General features: G+C 56.2%; 12 protein-coding genes, 2 tRNA genes and 3 rRNA genes. 5 read left to right on the top strand and 12 right to left on the bottom strand.

Annotation, left to right across the window (positions count from 1 at the left end):
* Positions 1-55: 55 nt before the first annotated feature.
* Positions 56-2,182 carry a transglycosylase domain-containing protein gene (locus tag ACFQT0_RS12960; protein WP_380203302.1) on the bottom strand — a complete coding sequence of 709 codons (2,127 nt, stop codon included), beginning with the start codon at positions 2,180-2,182 and terminating at the stop codon, positions 56-58.
* Between the two features lie 163 nt (positions 2,183-2,345).
* Between ACFQT0_RS12960 and purB the strand changes: the two genes are divergently transcribed.
* The 5 genes from purB to ACFQT0_RS12935 all read left to right on the top strand — a co-directional run bounded on the left by purB (position 2,346) and on the right by ACFQT0_RS12935 (position 5,466).
* Positions 2,346-3,686, top strand: coding sequence for an adenylosuccinate lyase (purB, locus tag ACFQT0_RS12955; RefSeq protein ID WP_380203300.1), 1,341 nt, complete (start codon positions 2,346-2,348; stop codon positions 3,684-3,686).
* 36 nt (positions 3,687-3,722) lie between these two features.
* Positions 3,723-4,229 (top strand): DUF6252 family protein, encoded by a 507-nt coding sequence (locus ACFQT0_RS12950; protein ID WP_380203298.1) that lies wholly within the window; start codon positions 3,723-3,725, stop codon positions 4,227-4,229.
* Between the two features lie 103 nt (positions 4,230-4,332).
* Positions 4,333-4,797 carry a glycosyltransferase family 9 protein gene (locus tag ACFQT0_RS12945; protein ID WP_380203296.1) on the top strand — a complete coding sequence of 155 codons (465 nt, stop codon included), beginning with the start codon at positions 4,333-4,335 and terminating at the stop codon, positions 4,795-4,797.
* Positions 4,757-5,173 (top strand): glycosyltransferase family 9 protein, encoded by a 417-nt coding sequence (locus ACFQT0_RS12940; protein WP_380203294.1) that lies wholly within the window; start codon positions 4,757-4,759, stop codon positions 5,171-5,173. Before ACFQT0_RS12945 ends, ACFQT0_RS12940 begins: the two co-directional genes overlap by 41 nt.
* Positions 5,173-5,466 (top strand): hypothetical protein, encoded by a 294-nt coding sequence (locus tag ACFQT0_RS12935; protein ID WP_380203292.1) that lies wholly within the window; start codon positions 5,173-5,175, stop codon positions 5,464-5,466. The genes ACFQT0_RS12940 and ACFQT0_RS12935 overlap by 1 nt, the downstream gene beginning before the upstream one ends.
* Before the next feature lies 1 nt (position 5,467).
* Here ACFQT0_RS12935 and ACFQT0_RS12930 read toward each other — a convergent pair whose 3' ends face one another.
* The 11 genes from ACFQT0_RS12930 to ACFQT0_RS12880 form a co-directional block, all read right to left on the bottom strand.
* Positions 5,468-6,598 carry a glycosyltransferase gene (locus ACFQT0_RS12930; protein ID WP_380203290.1) on the bottom strand — a complete coding sequence of 377 codons (1,131 nt, stop codon included), beginning with the start codon at positions 6,596-6,598 and terminating at the stop codon, positions 5,468-5,470.
* 23 nt (positions 6,599-6,621) lie between these two features.
* Positions 6,622-7,572: a glycosyltransferase family 2 protein gene (locus ACFQT0_RS12925; RefSeq protein ID WP_380203288.1), complete on the bottom strand. Its 951-nt coding sequence runs from the start codon at positions 7,570-7,572 to the stop codon at positions 6,622-6,624.
* Positions 7,573-7,591: 19 nt separating this feature from the next.
* Positions 7,592-8,116, bottom strand: coding sequence for a DUF4199 domain-containing protein (locus ACFQT0_RS12920; protein ID WP_380203286.1), 525 nt, complete (start codon positions 8,114-8,116; stop codon positions 7,592-7,594).
* Between the two features lie 36 nt (positions 8,117-8,152).
* Positions 8,153-8,710 (bottom strand): DUF4199 domain-containing protein, encoded by a 558-nt coding sequence (locus tag ACFQT0_RS12915; protein ID WP_380203284.1) that lies wholly within the window; start codon positions 8,708-8,710, stop codon positions 8,153-8,155.
* Between the two features lie 77 nt (positions 8,711-8,787).
* Complete coding sequence (locus tag ACFQT0_RS12910) at positions 8,788-10,839, bottom strand: BatA domain-containing protein (RefSeq protein WP_380203282.1); 2,052 nt, start codon at positions 10,837-10,839, stop codon at positions 8,788-8,790.
* A gap of 207 nt (positions 10,840-11,046) precedes the next feature.
* A 5S ribosomal RNA gene (rrf, locus tag ACFQT0_RS12905) occupies positions 11,047-11,158 on the bottom strand.
* A gap of 105 nt (positions 11,159-11,263) precedes the next feature.
* Positions 11,264-14,183: ribosomal RNA gene (locus tag ACFQT0_RS12900) — 23S ribosomal RNA — on the bottom strand.
* A 158-nt stretch (positions 14,184-14,341) separates the two neighbouring features.
* A tRNA-Ala gene (locus ACFQT0_RS12895) sits at positions 14,342-14,418 on the bottom strand.
* 35 nt (positions 14,419-14,453) lie between these two features.
* Positions 14,454-14,527: transfer RNA gene (locus ACFQT0_RS12890), tRNA-Ile, on the bottom strand.
* 127 nt (positions 14,528-14,654) lie between these two features.
* Positions 14,655-16,167 (bottom strand): 16S ribosomal RNA (locus ACFQT0_RS12885).
* The 16S, 23S and 5S rRNA genes sit together here with 2 tRNA genes alongside, the layout of an rRNA operon.
* A 936-nt stretch (positions 16,168-17,103) precedes the next feature.
* Entirely contained in the window at positions 17,104-18,372 is a 1,269-nt protein-coding gene (locus ACFQT0_RS12880) for an adenylosuccinate synthase (protein WP_380203280.1), read from the bottom strand.
* Position 18,373 lies beyond the last annotated feature (1 nt).

Here is an 18,373-nt window from a genome sequence, read left to right as displayed (position 1 = left end):
GGAAGAGCTGCAGTAGCTCTTCCACCTCTCGTCTATTTGGGCCGGGCGGCAGCCGTTATTTAGGTGGCTTGGGCGGCTCAACTTCGGGGGCGCCGGCATTCACGCCGGCATCGGGCGTGGAGGCGCCGGTGTTGAGCAGGTCAATGAGGTTGAGGGGCTCAAACTGGCTGGAATCGGCCGCGGCGGTGGTGCGCGTGGTGTCGGGGCGTGCGGCAAACCGCATGTATTTGCGCGCCGGTCCGTTCAGGTTGAGGGAATAGGCCATGTTTTCGCGGTCGTTGTTGGTGATGAGGCCGCGGGTGGCCATGATGTCGGCAATGAGCCGGAAGAAGTAGCGGGTGCTGCGGCGCAGGTCCCCATAGGAGTCGAACGACGACCGGTAATACTTCGGCTTGGGAATGATGCTCGCCAGGTACAAGCTCTCCGACAAGTTGAGCTCGCTGGGGCGCTTGCCGTAGTAAAACAGGGCCGCGTCTTTCACGCCGTACACGCCCCGCTTGCCGCTGGGCCAGCGATATTGGCTCGGCCCCCACTCGATGATGTTCAGATACACCTCAAACATGCGCTCCTTGCTGGCCAGGTGCGTGTTTTCGAGCAGCCACACAATCAGGGCTTCTTCTACCTTGCGGGCCACGGTTTTCTGGCGGGTCAGAAACACGTTTTTGACGAGCTGCATCGACAGCGTGCTGCCGCCGCGGGCAAAGCGCTTTTCCTTGATGTTCTGAATGGCCGACTTCACAAAGGCCTTCTCCATGAAGCCTTTGTGCACGAAGAAGCGCGGGTCCTCGGCCGTGGTGATAGCCCGGATGAGGTACGGCGACACGTCGTTGTAAGACACAAAATCGGGGTTGGGTGGGCCCACCAGGAAGGTGCGCACCGAGTCGCCCTTGTCGTTGTACACCGTGTGGCGGAAGGCCGTGTTCAGCTTGCTCAGGTCCTCCTCGCCGTAGTTGGTGAGCTTGAAATTCTTGCCCTTGAGGCTGGAATCGAACTTGAGACTGTCCACCTTGGCCATGTCTACACTGGCGCTCATGCGGTAGGTGAGTGTACCGGTGCCCTGCACGCCCCGCACCTCGTCGAAGATGCCAGTAGGCAAGGAGCTGAAAAAGTCGTTGGCCTGCGTTTCGTTCGAGGTGACTTTGATGGAAACGGCCCGGCTGGGCTTCATCCGCACGCTGATTTCGGGGTTGAGCACGATTTTATTTATCGTGATTTGGCTGCCCTTCTCCAGCGAGGCCGTGCCGCGGCCCAGGGTGGCCACAAAGTCGAGCGCGCCGCGCTTCACTTCGATGTCTTCAGCGGCCAGCTTGGGGTGGTAGAGGCTGAAATTGCGGGCGGCCATGGAGCCGCGCACCGTGAGGTGGCCGCCGGTGTCGTCGTTGTCGAAGTCCTTGCCATCGAGTCGCACCAACACCGTATCGAAGCTGACCAAGGCTCCAAAGCGGCGCGGCAAATACGGCAGCTGCACCGAGCCTCCCACTCCGAATACCCGGGCCGTGAGGGCGTAGTCGCCGGGCTCGATGTGCCCGCTGATGCCCAGCTCGTTCACCACCGAATCGATGTTGGCGGTGAGGCGGCCCGAAATATCGCCGTCCTTGATTTTGAGCTCCGGCAGGCGCAGGATGGCCGAGTGCCGCGGGCTGAGGTAGCTCACGTAAAAATCCTTGAAATCAGCTTCGCCGGGCACGTTGTCGAAAGCCGTTTCGAGTGCCCGGTTGAGCAGCAGGCCGTAGTTGGTGCCCTTGGTGGTATCGCGGGGCACGGTGGCAGTCTTGTCTTTCTTTATCAGGAAGCCATAGTTGTCGCCGGTAGCCGTTTTGCGAGCGGTAAAGCGGGCCGTAATAATTTCCAGCCCACTAAACACCGGCCGCCCGGCAAACAGCGAGCGAACGCTGAGGCTGGCCTGCAACTTCTTAGCCGTGAGCAGGGTATCGGCAGGATTGGCGCGGGGCACCAAGCTCATGCCGGCAATTTCAACGGTTTTGAAGCCGGCAAACTCCGCGGGCCCCAGGGTAAGGATGACGGGGTATTTGCGCTCAACCTTGGCTTTTACCTCCCCGAGGGCGTAGGTAAGTAGTTGCTGACGCTTCCACTGAAACACGGCAAAAGCAACCAGCAGCAACACGGCGAGGCCGGCCAGAATGCCGAAAAGAAGTCGTTTGGTGGAGGGGGATATGGACACGGAACTCAATAAAGTAGGCGGGTTAGCCGACGTCAAAGGTAAGAAAAACGGTAGCGGCAAGCAGAATTAACCGCGCCACGCCGGAGGTACTATACGGGCAATGTGCCGGGTACGGGGAGCTCCCGGGCTTGTCGCGCTTTTTTCTGCCCGTACTTTTGCCTTCATGCCTAGCTCACTTACTGCCCTCTCGCCCCTTGATGGGCGCTATGCCCGCGCCACCGCCCCTTTGGCGCTGCGGTTCTCTGAAATGGCGCTGATTCGCTACCGCGTGCTGGTAGAAGTCGAATACTTCATAGCATTAGCTGAGCTGCCGCTGCCCCAGCTTCAGGGCGTCTCGGCCGAAACGTTTCCGGCCCTGCGCCGCCTCTACGAGGCGTTTAGCGAAGCCGATGCCGAAGCGGTGAAGGCCCACGAAGCCGTGACTAATCACGACGTGAAAGCGGTGGAATACTGGCTGCGCGACCAATTCACCACACTTGGGCTGGGCAGCTTTGTAGAATTTATACATTTTGGCCTCACGTCGCAAGACATCAACAACACTGCCATCCCGTTGAGTTTCCGCGATGCGCTGATGGGGGTGCTGCTGCCGGCTTATGCGCAGGTGCGCAACGCCCTTTCGGCCCGGGCCCAGGAGTGGGCCGCGGTACCCATGCTGGCCCGCACGCACGGCCAGCCGGCCTCGCCTACGCGGCTGGGCAAAGAAATAGAGGTGTTTGTGGCCCGGCTCGATGCCCAGGTGACGCTGCTGGCACAGGTACCGTTCGGGGCCAAGTTTGGCGGTGCCACCGGCAACTTCAACGCCCATTACGTGGCCTACCCGCAGGTAAACTGGCACGCCTTCGCCAACACGTTCGTAAACGACCGGCTGGGCCTGCACCGCTCCTTCCCCACTACCCAGATTGAGCACTACGACCACCTTGCGGCCCATTCCGACGGCCTGAAGCGGCTCAACACCATCCTGCTCGACCTGGCCCGCGACGTGTGGCAGTACATTTCCCTGGGCTATTTCAAACAGACCATCAAAGCCGGCGAGGTAGGCTCCTCGGCCATGCCGCACAAGGTCAATCCCATCGACTTCGAGAACGCGGAGGGCAATCTGGGCGTTGCCAACGCCCTGCTTGAGCACTTTGCCGCCAAGCTGCCCATCTCCCGCCTGCAGCGCGACCTCACCGACTCCACGGTGCTACGCAACCTGGGCGTGCCCCTGGGCCACATCCTCATTGCCCTCGGTGCCCTACAGCGCGGCCTGGGCAAGCTGGCCTTGGATGAGACTGCCCTGCAGCGCGACCTGGAAGCCAACTGGGCCGTGGTGGCCGAAGGCATCCAGACCATTCTGCGCCGCGAAGCCTACCCCGACCCCTACAACGCCCTCAAAGCCCTCACCCGCACCGGCGAGGCCATTTCTGCGGAGAGTATCGGGGCGTTTATTAATGAACTGGACGTGAGCGAGGCAGTGAAAGCCGAGCTGCGGGCCATCAGCCCACATAACTACGTGGGTCGATAAATGGCTTTTCCGCATTTCTATAACTCTACCCTTCGCATGCTCGCTATCATCTACCGTTACAGTAGTATCATTTGTCTGTTAGCTGCTATAGTTTTCACGGCCTGCACTTCCGCCAAAAACGATGCTCCCACGCCTCTTGTGGCGGACGGCCTGAGCTGGACGGTGGACGGCGCAGCATCGACCACCAACACCTACACCACCAGCTCTCCAAGCGCCAACAATCTAGTAACGGTAATTGGGCAGTTGAACGTTAACACTTCTACGACCAACAGCCAGCTTATGCTGGATATGCCCCGGACGGTGGGTACTTACCCATTTGGCCCAGCAACACTTGCTGGGGCTACTTACATCTCCTCTGCTAATAATAAGTCCAAGGTATATTTTGCTGGCTATGATGGCCGCACTTTAATTGGCTCGGGGACCATTGTCGTAACGGAAATAACTGCATCCCGCATCAAGGGCACCTTCGCCTTCACTGGCATCGACCAACTTATCCGAGACACTAAGTCGATTACAAACGGCACGTTCAACGTGGGGCTGTAGCCTCATATAGCTACAATCTATTTTTAAGGCCGTTGAAACTATAGCGGCTTTTTGCGGGCGTACCTGCCTGTTACTTTTACCATCCCAACTCCTTCTCGCCGCTTTGCCCCACCTCCAAGAAACCGTTGTGCACCCCGATTGCCGCCATTTCCGCGGCGACCTGCCCTGCCGCCCAAATAAAACCCACGGCTACGTGTGCGAAAGCTGCCCGGTGTACGCTCCCGTGAGCAGCCGGGTGCTCATCATCAAGCTGGGAGCCATCGGCGACGTCATTCGGACTACGCCGCTGTTGCGCCGGCTGCGGCAGGAACGGCCCAACTGCTTTATTACCTGGCTCACGCACACGCCCGCCATCTTACCGCAGGCGGAGGTCGATGAGATTCTGAAGTTCGATTTTGCCAGCGCGCTGCAGCTGCAGGCCCGGCAGTTCGACGTGGTCATCAACCTCGACAAGGAGAAGGAAGCCTGCGCCCTGCTCAACACCATTCAGGCGCCGGAGAAATTCGGCTACGCCCTGCGCCCGCACGATGGCGTGGCCTGGCCCCAAAACCAGCCTGGCGGAGCATAAATTCCTCACCGGGCTCTTCGACCAGGTCAGCCAGGCCAACACCAAGCCCTACGTCCAGGAGATTTTCGAGCTTTGCGGCTTCGATTTCCGAGGCGAAGAGTACGTGTTCGACACCCACGAAGACAAAGGCTACGACTGGAGCCTGCTGCCCACCGCTGGCCCGCGCATCGGCCTCAACACCGGCTGCGGTGACCGCTGGACCACCCGCCTGTGGAGCGACGAAAAATGGATTAGCCTGATTATCCAGCTCCAGCAGGCCGGCTACAGCCCCGTGCTGCTCGGCGGCGAGGCCGAAGCCGCCCGCAACCAGCACCTGCGCGGTGCCACCGGCGCCACTTACCCCGGCACCTTCCCCTGCCCCAGTTCATCAACCTGATGCATCAGATGGATACCATCGTGACGCAGGTGACCATGGCCATGCACATCAGCATTGCCCTGCGCAAGCCCACCATCCTGATGAACAACATCTTCAATCCCCACGAATTCGACCTGTACGGGCGCGGCCAGATAGTGCAGCCCAACCGCGAATGCGTGTGCTTCTACCGCGGCACCTGCAAGCTGGGCACCAGCCTGCATGGAGGATTTACCGGCGGAGAAGGTATTTGCCGCAGTGCAAGCCGCTGCTCCAATAGCCCAACAGCACCAGATTGCTTCTTAAGCTACGCTTGAGCTAAAGCCCCGCGACTTCCTTGAGCGCGGCTACCATAACCGGCCACGAAAACTGCTTCTTGGCTTCCCGCACGCCCGCTGCAAATGCTTCTTCCCGCTGGTTGCGGTAGAAGTCCACCACGGCATCGGCAATGGCCTGGGCTGTGGGCGGCACCACATAGCCCACCACGCCGTCCGGAATCAGCTCGGCCAGTCCGCCCACGTCGGTCACCAGCATGGGGCGCTCAAAATGATAGGCTATCTGCGATACCCCGCTTTGTGTGGCGTTTTTATAAGGCTGGACAATTAAATCGGCCGCGCAGAAATAATTCACCACCTTTTCATTGGGGATAAAATCCGTCGCTCTAATTATTCGGTCTTCTAATTGATACCGTTGAATTAAAGCGTCATACGGCGCAGCGCCCTCATAAAACTCGCCAGCAATAATCAATTTAACGGGCAATGCGGCAATGCGCGCATCCGCCATGGCTTCGAGCATGATGTCCAGCCCTTTGTACGCCCGGATAAATCCGAAAAACAATAAATAGCCGGTGGTATCCGGCAGCTGCAACGCCTGCAATGCCTCGGGCTTGGGCTTGATTGGGCCGAAGTTGTCGTAGAGCGGATGCGGGCGGTATTGAGCTGGTTTCTGGCCAAAGCCCAGGCGCTGCAGGTCCTGGAGCACGCTGCGGCTCATGGTCACAAATCCATCGCAGGCGCTCAGGAAATAGCGCGTCAGCGGCGTATCGCCGGGCCGTTTCTCGTGCGGAATCACGTTATCGGTTATGGCTACCACGCGCGTGTGTCCATTGCCGCGCACCAGCCGCGCCACCGTGCCCAGCGCCGGTCCCATGAACGGCAGCCAAAAGCGAAACACCACCAAGTCCGGCCGCTCGGCCCGCAGTTTTCTGCCCACCCGCCACCACGAGAGCGGATTCACCGAGTTCAGGCTTACCTCGATATCCAAATCAGCCGGCCCCGGCTCGGTGCTGAACTGGGTTTGCCCGGGAAATAAGAAATCCGGGTACTGCAGCGAAAACGTGACAATGCGTACGTCGTCACCGGCTTCTTTAAAAACCCGGGCCAGCCGCTCATTGTAGGTAGCCAGTCCGCCCCGCAAGGGATACGCCGGCCCAATAATTACAATCCGCATGCAAGCAGGCCTAATTATTCACGTTACTTAAGCGTTTCCCGCACCAGATAGTCGTTGCGCCGGGGCCCGTTGAGCTGCACCATCTCGGCCAGAAAGCCCGCCAGAAACAGCTGCACGCCCACAATCACCGCCACCAGTGCCAGGAAAAACAACGGCTGGTCGGTTACGTCCCGGGCCCGCAGGTTGTGGTAGGCCAGCCACCATTTTTCGCCCGTCAGCCACAGCGTCAATATCATCCCGACGAAGAACGACAGCGAGCCCAACGTCCCAAAAAAGTGCATGGGCCGCCGCCGAAACCGGCTCACAAACGTGATGCTGGCTAAATCCAGAAAGCCGTACACGAAGCGCTCGAGCCCAAACTTCGTGACGCCGTACTTGCGCTCCTGGTGCTGCACCACCTTCTCGCCAATGCGCCGGAACCCGTTCCACTTGGCAATCACGGGAATGTAGCGGTGCATTTCGCCGTACACCTCGATGCTTTTCACCACGCGCTGGTCGTAGGCTTTCAGCCCGCAATTAAAGTCGTGCAGCCGAATGCCCGAAATCATCCGGGTGGCACCGTTGAAGAGCTTGGTGGGCAGGGTTTTTGAAAGCGGGTCAAACCGTTTCTGCTTCCAGCCACTCACTAGGTCAAACTTGTCTTCCGTAATCATCCGGTAGAGCTCGGGCAGCTCCTCGGGCGAGTCCTGCAGGTCGGCGTCCATGGTAAAAACCACCCGGCCACGCGCCGCTTCAAAGCCCACGTTCAGCGCCGCCGACTTCCCATAGTTCCGGTTGAAGCGGATGCCCCGCAGGGCCGTGTCTTCTCTGGCCAACGCTTCAATTACTTCCCAGGAATCGTCGGTTGAGCCGTCGTCAATCAGGATGACTTCGTAGGTCAGCCCACGCTCCAGCAGCACCCGCGCAATCCAACGCGTGAGTTCGGGCAAAGACTCTGCTTCGTTGAGCAGGGGAATAACGATGGACAGTTCCACCGGAAAAACAGCAGATGATTTATTCAAACTCAGGTTTCGAATGCTTGATAAAGGCCGACACGACCAGTGCGATTAACAGCCCAAAGAAGATGCTGGTGAACAAAACGACGGCAATCATGATGGGGCCGTTCATGAATTTTCCGCTCAGGGCCATGGCCTGGTCAATTTGCTCATCCGACATGCCGCCCCGGGCTTCCATGTCGGCACGCATTTTCTCCGTCATGCGCCCCACCACGTCGGGGTCGATAATGTTCATGTAGAAGTACGTAAAAATGGCGCTCAACGCCCCCACCACGGCAGAAATCAGGGTGCCGATGCCCACGCCCTGCCCAAAGCTCATAAAGCCGTAGTTGTTCTCTTTAAAGTGTCGCATGGCCATCACCATGCCTCCTATCAGTACGAGAAAGCTGACGTAGCGCAAAGGGCTTTGCTCCATGCTCAGGGCAAACAGCCCAAAGGAGATGATGACGCTAATGAGCCCGGTTAAGAGGCCGTAGCGCAGGCCTACCGAAGTAGCAGAGACAGGTGTAGAATTTGCTTCCATTGGGGTTGAATAAAATGAACCGAAAGGTATATTAAATTATTCGCGTAGAAATATTCCGCCCGGCAGGGCCAGAATAAGTCCCATAAACAGCACCTTGAAAAAAGTGCCGCTCGCCATATCCCCAATAGTCATGTTCTCTACCAGCTGAATCTGCTGCTGCTTTTGCTGCTCACTGAGAACTACTTTGGGGTTTTCGCGCTGCTGTGCACGCACAATCTCCAGGACTTCGGCCCGATTTACGGCCAGAGCCTTTTCGCCGGCGCTATGGGCCAGCCCAATCAAACTGCTTGCGGAAATAAGGGCCGCTACGAGCACCGTCAGCACGCCCACGCCCAAGGAACGGCCCAGACCCGGTTTCTCGGGTTTCAGGCGACGACGCAACATCCACTCGCTCGCGACGGCAGCAAGCGGCACCAAGAGTTGAGCCAGTATCTGCTTCGGGCCAAATCCGTTGTTGCCCGTTAGTTGAAGCCCCACCATCCACAGCGCACACGCCAACCCGGCCGCCAGCCCAAAACGCAACCCCAGCCGCAGAGCCAGTCCCTTCGCAGCTTCGGCTTTGGGTGTATCGGAAGCAATGGAAGAACCGGCCATAGGTAACGCGTCGTTTAAAGCCGAAAGATACGCGTCAGGGCCGCACTGCCCCGGCCATTTCTTGCGAAAGCGCCGCCTTACGCCGCAACTTTAACCTTCGCCGGCACCACCCGCCGATTCCCAAAGCGGATGAGCAGCACCTCGGCCAGCAAGCACACCAATGCGAACACCAGGAAATATCGCCAAAGCGGCTCACCCGTTTGCTCAGCCCGAAACTTGGCCAGACCCGCCCCGTTTTCACCCGGCTCCAATACCTTGATGTTCGGGTGATTCGCGCCAAGCAGTTGCCGCAGCTCATCGGGTGAATACGCCGCCAGCTCCGATTCCTTTTTGTCCTGATTAAAAGCCAAGGTGGTCACTATTTTCCCGCGACGCTGCAGCTGATAAAATCCAGGAGCTTCCATGTCAGCCGGAAGGTCCAGCCTCACCTCTTGGCCCACAACGCGTTGAGCTGGAATCAAGGTCAGGCTATCTTTCACAAGTCGAAAGCTGGCTTCGTCGCTCCCGCCTGCCGCCCCGGCTTTTGCGTCAGCCTTCGGGAGCTGCAAATTTATCGTCGGCTGCGTCAAGCGGTAGGCCGGGAGCTGCTCGTTGCGGTAGCTCAACATCGCCATCCGATACATCACGGGCACAAAAAGGGCGTGCGAAACAAAGTCAGAGTACTCCGTCGAAAAAGGAGCGGAAAATACGTACACGCGCCCAGCGCTACTAGCAAAATTCGCCAAGTAACTCTCTCCATCCCGCAGCCGCAGAATATCGGTCCCCGTGCGTGACCAGCGCAACACCGGCGCCACACGCGGCATAGTTACCGCCCGCTGCTGTGCCCCAAAAACATCCCTAAAAAATGGCTCCCGCGCATTCGGCATGGCCACCTCCCGCAGTTCGGGCTTCTGTGCATTTGCCTCCCACTGAGCTGTTCCCAGCCCCAAATCCCTAAACAGGTTTTGATAGGAAGCCCGCCCGGAAGCCAAAGCACTAGGCACCACCACGACACTGCCACCGCGTTTGACTACGGCTTTCAACCCCTCCCGCAATCCGGCATCCACCTCGTTCACCTCCCGCACCAGCACTAGGTTTGCTTGCTGCATCACCCCATAGTTTACGCTTTGGGGCTTAGAGTAGGAATACTCGAACAATGGCTCGTTGGCATACAGTTGCCGGGCCATTGGCTCCGGCCCAATTTCCAGGACGCGAATTGCCGCCGCGGGCTGAATAGTGAAATAGTAGGTGTTGTCAAAAGTTACAGGCACGTCATCCGTCACGACCCGCCCCAGAGCCAGCTGCTCATCACTCACCTGCACCTGCACCGTGGAAGCCGCCGTTTGTCCTGGCTCAATGGTTACCTGAAAAGCAGCTACCTGCCTCGAACCGAGGAACACCTTCACCGGACAGTTACTGGATACGATGCTCCCTCCATTTTTTAATCGTACGTGCAGCCCAACGTTGGTTCGCACGCGCACAAACGCATCATCCAACCACACACTATCTACATAAACATTTCCACTTTTCCGGCTAGCAAGCGGCACCAAAACCACTTCACTCCTACCCGATAAAGCATCCAACATCTTTATATCAAAGGAGCTTTTCTGAAAATCAGAAAACACAAAAAGCGAAGCATCAGAGCTGCCATTGTCGGCACTCAGCTTAGTAAAAGGGGCCCGCGATGAGAGTCTTAACTCGTCAACTTTATCCTGGTAAGCCGCCTGGGTCATCAACCCGTTACCCTTATTAAGCACCTTAAACTTGCTGCTAGCCAACCCTGAGCTTCCCAAACGCTTTGCTTCTGAAACAGCCTCTTCAAACATGGAAGCTTGCACGGCACTCTGTCGCTGCATGCTAAAAGTGTTATCAATTAACACATCAACACTTGCTGCACTATTTATTCGACTATCGAACTTAGGAGGAATAAATGGTTGACAGAAGGCAATAACCAGAGCACTTATAGCTAAAATTCGCGCAAGCAGTACCAATAAATTCTGCACCTTTCGATGCCGAACAGTAACTAATTCAACCTCCCGAATAAATGCAGTATTAGTAAATAATAGACGTTGAGGCCTGCGTAACTGCAGCAAGTGAATAATAATTGGGATTACAATAGCTACTAACCCGGCCAAGAACCACGGATACATCAATTGCATAACTACACGTCTTTAATACCCGAAAGTAATAGCTACACAACAAGCAACAGCGGTTAAAGAAATTGAACGGATGTTCGTTTAAGCAATCTGTATACAATCAGCAGAAACGAGAAAATCTAGGCTTCCATTGAGCAGGGGTTTGCATGGGTATAAAAGCAAAACGCCTGCCGCTGGTGAAAGCGGCAGGCGTTACAAAAAGGTTGGCGGCGACCGACTCTCCCACCGGTGAAGGCAGTACCATAGGCGCACCGGGGCTTAACGGCTCTGTTCGGAATGGGAAGAGGTGAACACCCGGGCTAAAGCCACCATTGCTGGCGGGTCACTGCGTGTTCGTGCAGGACTCAATAACGTTGACATAAGGGGACAAAAACGAAGCGTGTGTTGCGCGCTCGACGAATGAATTCAATTGCTTGAAGTAGCGAAGCCCTCGGCCACTTAGTACGGCTCAGCTATTGCATTTCTGCTGGTTCACCTGCCGCCTATCCACGTCGTCATCTCCGACGGGCCTTCATATTGGGAAATCTCATCTCCAGGTGAGTTTCGCACTTAGATGCTTTCAGCGCTTATCTCGTCCCAGCGTAGCTACCCGGCGCTGCACCTGGCGGTACAACCGGCGCACCAGCGGCTGGTCCATCCCGGTCCTCTCGTACTAAGGACAGGTCCTGTCAAATTTCCAACGCCCACCACAGATAGGGACCGAACTGTCTCACGACGTTCTGAACCCAGCTCGCGTGCCACTTTAATCGGCGAACAGCCGAACCCTTGGGACCTTCTCCAGCCCCAGGACGTGACGAGCCGACATCGAGGTGCCAAACCTCCCCGTCGATATGAGCTCTTGGGGGAGATCAGCCTGTTATCCCCGGCGTACCTTTTATCCTTTGAGCGATGGCCCTTCCATGCGGAACCACCGGATCACTATATCCGTCTTTCGACCCTGCTCGGCTAGTCGGCCTCACAGTCAAGCCCGCTTCTGCTATTGCGCTCTGCGTACGGTTACCAAGCGTACTGAGCGGACCTTTGAAAGCCTCCGATACTCTTTTGGAGGCGACCACCCCAGTCAAACTACCCAGCAGCCACTGTCTCCTTCTTGGAAGGATTAGGCATCAGGCACGGCAAGGGCGGTATTTCAACGGTGGCTCCCCGAGAACTAGCGTCCCCGGCTCAGCGCCTCCCGCCTATGCTACACATGCCGAACCCAACACCAATGGCAACCTATAGTAAAGGTGCACGGGGTCTTTCCGTCCCGTGGCGGGTACTCGGCATCTTCACCGAGACTACAATTTCACCGAGCTCACGGCTGAGACAGCGCCCAGATCGTTACACCATTCGTGCAGGTCGGAACTTACCCGACAAGGAATTTCGCTACCTTAGGACCGTTATAGTTACGGCCGCCGTTTACCGGGGCTTCGATTCAAACCTTCGCAGCTTGCGCCACTAAGTTCCCCTCTTAACCTTCCGGCACCGGGCAGGTGTCAGGCCTTATACGTCCGCTTGCGCGTTAGCAAAGCCATGTGTTTTTGTTAAACAGTCGCCTGGGCCTTTTCACTGCGGCTTCTCGCATTGCTGCGAGGAAGCGACCCTTCTCCCGAAGTTACAGGTCCATTTTGCCGAGTTCCTTGGCCGTGATTCACTCGAGCGCCTCAGGATACTCTCCTTGACTACCTGTGTCGGTTTGCGGTACGGGTAATGTTAAAATTAAAACGCTTAGCAGGTTTTCTTGGCAGTCGGATTAGGCACACTATCCGCGTGTCCCGAAGGACGTGCGGTACTATCAGCTTTCGACAAGAGTGGCGTACTTAACTACCTCTCCTATATCTACGGCCTTCAACGGGCACTTCCGTCCGCCCGCGGTGCTTTCACTTCTGCGTCACTGCATCACTTTTTAACATTAGTACAGGAATATTAACCTGCTGTCCATCGAGTTCACCTTTCGGCTGCCCCTTAGGTCCCGACTAACCCAATTCCGATTAGCGTTGAATTGGAAACCTTAGTCTATCGGCGTGGGGGTTTCGCACCCCCATTATCGTTACTCATGCCTACATATGCTTTTCTCCACGCTCCAGCACGCCTGACGACGCACCTTCACCGCAAGGAGAATGCTCCCCTACCACGTAGCAGTCTTGCATGCTACATCCATTGCTTCGGTACTAGATTTGATGCCCGCGTATTATCGATGCCCGGTCGCTCGACCAGTGAGCTGTTACGCACTCTTTAAAGGAATGGCTGCTTCCAAGCCAACCTCCTGGCTGTCAAAGCAACTGGACCTCCTTTGTTCAACTTAATCTAGATTTAGGGACCTTAGCAGATGGTCTGGGTTCTTTCCCTCTCGGCCGGGGACCTTAGCACCCCAGGCCTCACTGCCGTGTATAGCCGCTGGCATTCGGAGTTCATCAGGATTCGGTAGGCTCTGACACCCCCTAGTCCTATTGGTAGCTCTACCTCCAACGACCTCACCACGACGCTGTACCTCAATACATTTCGGGGAGTACGAGCTATTTCTCAGTTTGATTGGCCTTTCACCCCTACCCACAAGTCATCGAAATCCTTTTCAACGGAAACTCGTTCGGTCCTCCAGTGCGTGTTACCGCACCTTCAACCTGCTCATGGGTAGCTCACCAAGTTTCGCGTCTACCCCCCGACTCCGCGCCCTGTTCAGACTCGCTTTCGCTGCGGCTCCGCGACTACAATCGCTTAACCTTGCCGGGGAGGAGTAACTCGTAGGCTCATTATGCAAAAGGCACGCTATCAGGCCACAAAAGCCCTCTAACTGCTTGTAAGCACACGGTTTCAGGTTCTTTTCACTCCGGTATTCCCGGTTCTTTTCACCTTTCCCTCACGGTACTAGTTCACTATCGGTGTCTGAGGAGTATGTAGCCTTAGCGGATGGTGCCGCTCGCTTCAGACGGGGTTTCTCCGGCCCCGCCCTACTCAGGGTATCGCTACCGTGAATCAGAATTGTCGCTTACCGGGCTCTCACCGTCTCTGGCACTGTTTCCCAACAGCTTCAGCTAACTCGATTCAATCAGATGTCGCGACCCTACAACCCCGGACTGGCCGTAACCAACCCGGTTTGGGCTCCTCCCCGTTCGCTCGCCACTACTTGGGGAATCATTGTTATTTTCTTTTCCTGCCGGTACTTAGATGTTTCAGTTCCCGGCGTTTGCCACCGCTCGTCAAGCGAGTCGGTTCCTGCCTCTTCCAGGCAGGGGTTGCCCCATTCGGAAATGCGCGGATCACAGAGTATGTGCCTCTCCCCACGCCTTATCGCAGCTTATCGCGTCCTTCGTCGCCTCTCAGACCCTAGGCATCCCCCGTGTGCTCTTGCTTACTTCGCTTTCGTATCGCTACTCTATTGCTAGAGTGTGCTTGTCTGTTGCCAGACCAAGCGCGCTACGCTTCGTTTTTGTTACCCCTTACGTCAAAGAACGTGTATCACTCTGGTATTTAGTGATGTCGTGAAAAGCAGCCAATTGCTGTTTTTCTTGAATTATTATGGTGGAGAATAACGGATTCGAACCGTTGACCCCCTGCGTGCAAGGCAGGTGCTCTAGCCAGCTGAGCTAATCCCCCGTGTTTCGTGCCAGCAGCAATCCCGCTAGGTACAGTGGGCCTGCGTGGACTCGAACCACGGACCTCTACATTATCAGTGTAGCGCTCTAACCACCTGAGCTACAAGCCCGGGTTTCGACGATACCCGAAGGCAAACGTAGAATCCGTATTCAAAAATTATTTGAATGAGGAAACAAACAAAGAGTAAGTACCAAGCAGTACTCATATAGATAACATCGTGAGCAAGGCCGCTCCAGAAAGGAGGTGATCCAGCCGCACCTTCCGGTACGGCTACCTTGTTACGACTTAGCCCTAGTTACCTGTTCTACCCTAACCGGCTTCTGTGACGAGCACCGGCTTCAGGTCTACCAAACTTCCATGGCTTGACGGGCGGTGTGTACAAGGCCCGGGAACGTATTCACCGCGTCATTGCTGATACGCGATTACTAGTGATTCCAGCTTCACGGAGTCGAGTTGCAGACTCCGATCCGAACTGAGAACGGCTTTTCGGGATTGGCGCACCATCGCTGGTTGGCAACCCGCTGTACCGTCCATTGTAGCACGTGTGTAGCCCTAGGCGTAAGGGCCATGATGACCTGACGTCGTCCCCGCCTTCCTCACTGCTTGCGCAGGCAGTCTGTCTAGAGTCCCCGCCATTACGCGCTGGCAACTAAACATAGGGGTTGCGCTCGTTGCGGGACTTAACCCAACACCTCACGGCACGAGCTGACGACGGCCATGCAGCACCTTGCTTTGTGTCCCGAAGGAAAGCCCCATCTCTGGGGCGGTCACGCGCATTCTAGCCTAGGTAAGGTTCCTCGCGTATCATCGAATTAAACCACATGCTCCACCACTTGTGCGGGCCCCCGTCAATTCTTTTGAGTTTCACCCTTGCGGGCGTACTCCCCAGGTGGGATACTTAACGCTTTCGCTAAGCCACCGACATTGTATCGCCGGCAGCGAGTATCCATCGTTTACGGCGTGGACTACCAGGGTATCTAATCCTGTTCGCTCCCCACGCTTTCGTGCCTCAGCGTCAGTTACAGTCTAGGCAGCTGCCTTCGCAATCGGGGTTCTGGATGGTATCTATGCATTTCACCGCTACACCATCCATTCCGCCACCCTCGTCTGTACTCAAGCCGTCCAGTTTCCAGGGCAGTTCCACTGTTGAGCAGTGGGCTTTCACCCCGGACTTAAACGGCCGCCTACGCACCCTTTAAACCCAATAAATCCGGACAACGCTTGCACCCTCCGTATTACCGCGGCTGCTGGCACGGAGTTAGCCGGTGCTTATTCACCAGGTACCGTCGTCGACCCACGCATGAGTCTTATTCTTCCCTGGCAAAAGCAGTTTACGACTCAGAAAGCCTTCATCCTGCACGCGGCATGGCTGGGTCAGGCTCTCGCCCATTGCCCAATATTCCCTACTGCTGCCTCCCGTAGGAGTCGGGCCCGTATCTCAGTGCCCGTGTGGGGGACCAGCCTCTCAGCTCCCCTAGCCATCGTCGCCTTGGTGGGCCGTTACCCCCCAACTAGCTAATGGCACGCAACCCCATCCAATTCCAATAAATCTTTAACCACTGTATGATGCCATACTATGGTCTTATGCGGTATTAATCCGCCTTTCGGCGGGCTATCCCCCAGAACTGGGTAGGTTGGTTACGCGTTACGCACCCGTGCGCCACTATGGTATTGCTACCACCGTTCGACTTGCATGTATTAGGCCTGCCGCTAGCGTTCATCCTGAGCCAAGATCAAACTCTCCATTGTAAAATGTTCTACACCTATTCGAAAATAGGCTGATGTCGAGTGCTGACCTTGCTCACATATTTGACGTTATCGTCTAATTCGTTTCGCTTGGTTTGTTTCACTGTGTTCTTTCCGAAGAAAGAGCAGCAAGTGGAACACTTACTATTTTGTCTGTTTCCGTCATTCAAAGAACGTGTGTTACTTCCATTTGAAGTAACAGTGTGGAGTTTGTTTCAACTCCTTTTCGTTGCTAGTGCAGCGCCCTATTCGATTTGGGAGTGCAAAGGTACGAGGACTTTTCTAGTTGGCAAGTTTTAATTAGAAAAGTTTTTTATTGGCTTTTCTTCTATCTTTTCAACTTTTTCCGTTTCCTATCGAAGCGGGTTGCAAAGGTACGGTAGCTCTTTTCGGCTTTGCAAGCGGTTCGAAAAATAAATTCTTTCGAGGCTTTTTAAGCGCCGCAGATGATAGACAATTCTATTGTCTGCAGGAGTTCCGACACTTTCAAAATTTCGCTGAACACCTTCGTTTCGTGGCGCCCCGTAGTCCGTTTGACGTTTTGGGACTGCAAAGGTAGGAGGAGTTTTTGGAGCAGCAAGGGTGCTTCTACGAAATACTCGCAAACTGGTTCTAAGTGTCTGATTGATGCGATGAAAAATTTCTCCTCGTCATAATAGAGCATGTTGTGGAATCGCTGTTGAGCTAAACCAGCCAGAGTATAAAGCCTACTATTCGACACCTAAAGTGCCACAGTTGAGCTAAGACTTAGCCGTTTTCACATTGCCTTCAAGGCCTCATTTATCCCCTATTTGCTTATTCAACTGACAAGCGAAGCATTATAGGCTTGCCATGAGTAAGGACAAAAGCGCCGTAAGCGGCCCCTATCAGGTCCAGCTTACGGCGCTTTTTTCCTAGCGCATCGCGGTACCACCGATTTGCGGTGGTCTTCCACAAGAATTAGCGGTGGAGGGTGCTTACTCTATCGGGGCCTACGCTGACAATGCTGATGGGCACTTGCAGTTCCTGCTCCAGGAAATCCAGGTAGGCTTTCAGGTTGGCAGGAAGCTTGGCAGCGTCGGTTATGATAGTGAGGTCGCTATTCCAGCCCGGGAGGGTGCGGTACTCGGGAGTGATGGTGGTGAGCTCACCCGGGTCGGGCAGCTGCGGGGTGCTTTCGCCGGTGGCGGTGCGGTAATGGGTGCAGGCCTGGATTTCGGTGAAGGCGTCGAGCACGTCGGCTTTCATGAGGTGCAGCTCGGTGACGCCGTTGAGCATGATGGCGTAGCGGAGGGCGGGCAGGTCTATCCAGCCGGTGCGGCGGGGGCGGCCGGTGGTGGAACCGAACTCGCGGCCTGCCTGGCGAATCTGCTCTCCAACTTCATCATGAAGCTCCGTGGGGAACGGGCCGCTCCCGACACGGGTGCAGTAGGCTTTGGTGATGCCGTATACCTTATCGATGTGGCGGGGCGCGATGCCGAGGCCGGTGCAGGCGCCAGCGGCGATGGTGCTCGAAGACGTGACGTAGGGATAAGAGCCAAAGTCAATATCTAACAAGGAGCCTTGGGCTCCTTCGGCGAGGATGCGCTTGCCTTGCGTGAGCAGGTCGTTGAGGAGGTATTCGGTGTCGATGAGTTGGAGGGTGCGAAGAAAGTCGACAGCCGAGAAAAAGTCGGCTTCGAGCTCTTCGATTTCCAACTCCTTATTATAGTGAGAAGCCAGGGAGGCATGCTGGGCAACGGCTTCCTTATAACGGGCCTCGAAATCGGGCAGCAAGATGTGGCCGACACGGAGGCCGACGCGGCCGATTTTGTCGGAGTATGTGGGGCCGATGCCTTTGAGTGTGCTGCCGATTTTGGAGCCGCCGCGGGCTTCCTCGTTGATGCGGTCGAGGGTGCGGTGCGAGGGCAGGATGAGCTGGGCCTTCTTGGAGATATAGAGGTTTTTAGCCCAATCCACTCCCCTATCGGTGAGCTTTTGGAGCTCGGCGCGGAAGACGATGGGGTCAAGCACGACGCCGTTACCTACGATATTGAGGATGTGCGGGTGGAAGATGCCGCTGGGCACCTGGTGCAGCACGTGCTTGATGCCGTCGAAGGTGAGGGTGTGGCCGGCGTTGGGGCCGCCCTGGAAGCGTGCTACGGCATCGTAGGTGGGCGCGAGTACGTCTACGATTTTGCCTTTGCCTTCATCGCCCCACTGGAGGCCTACTAATACGTCTACTGGCATT

Source organism: Hymenobacter humi (genome assembly GCF_042665855.1).
Taxonomy (GTDB): Bacteria; Bacteroidota; Bacteroidia; order Cytophagales; family Hymenobacteraceae; genus Hymenobacter; species Hymenobacter humi.
The sequence above is the reverse complement of the archived record's forward strand: the minus strand, read 5'-3'. Positions and strand labels throughout refer to the sequence as shown.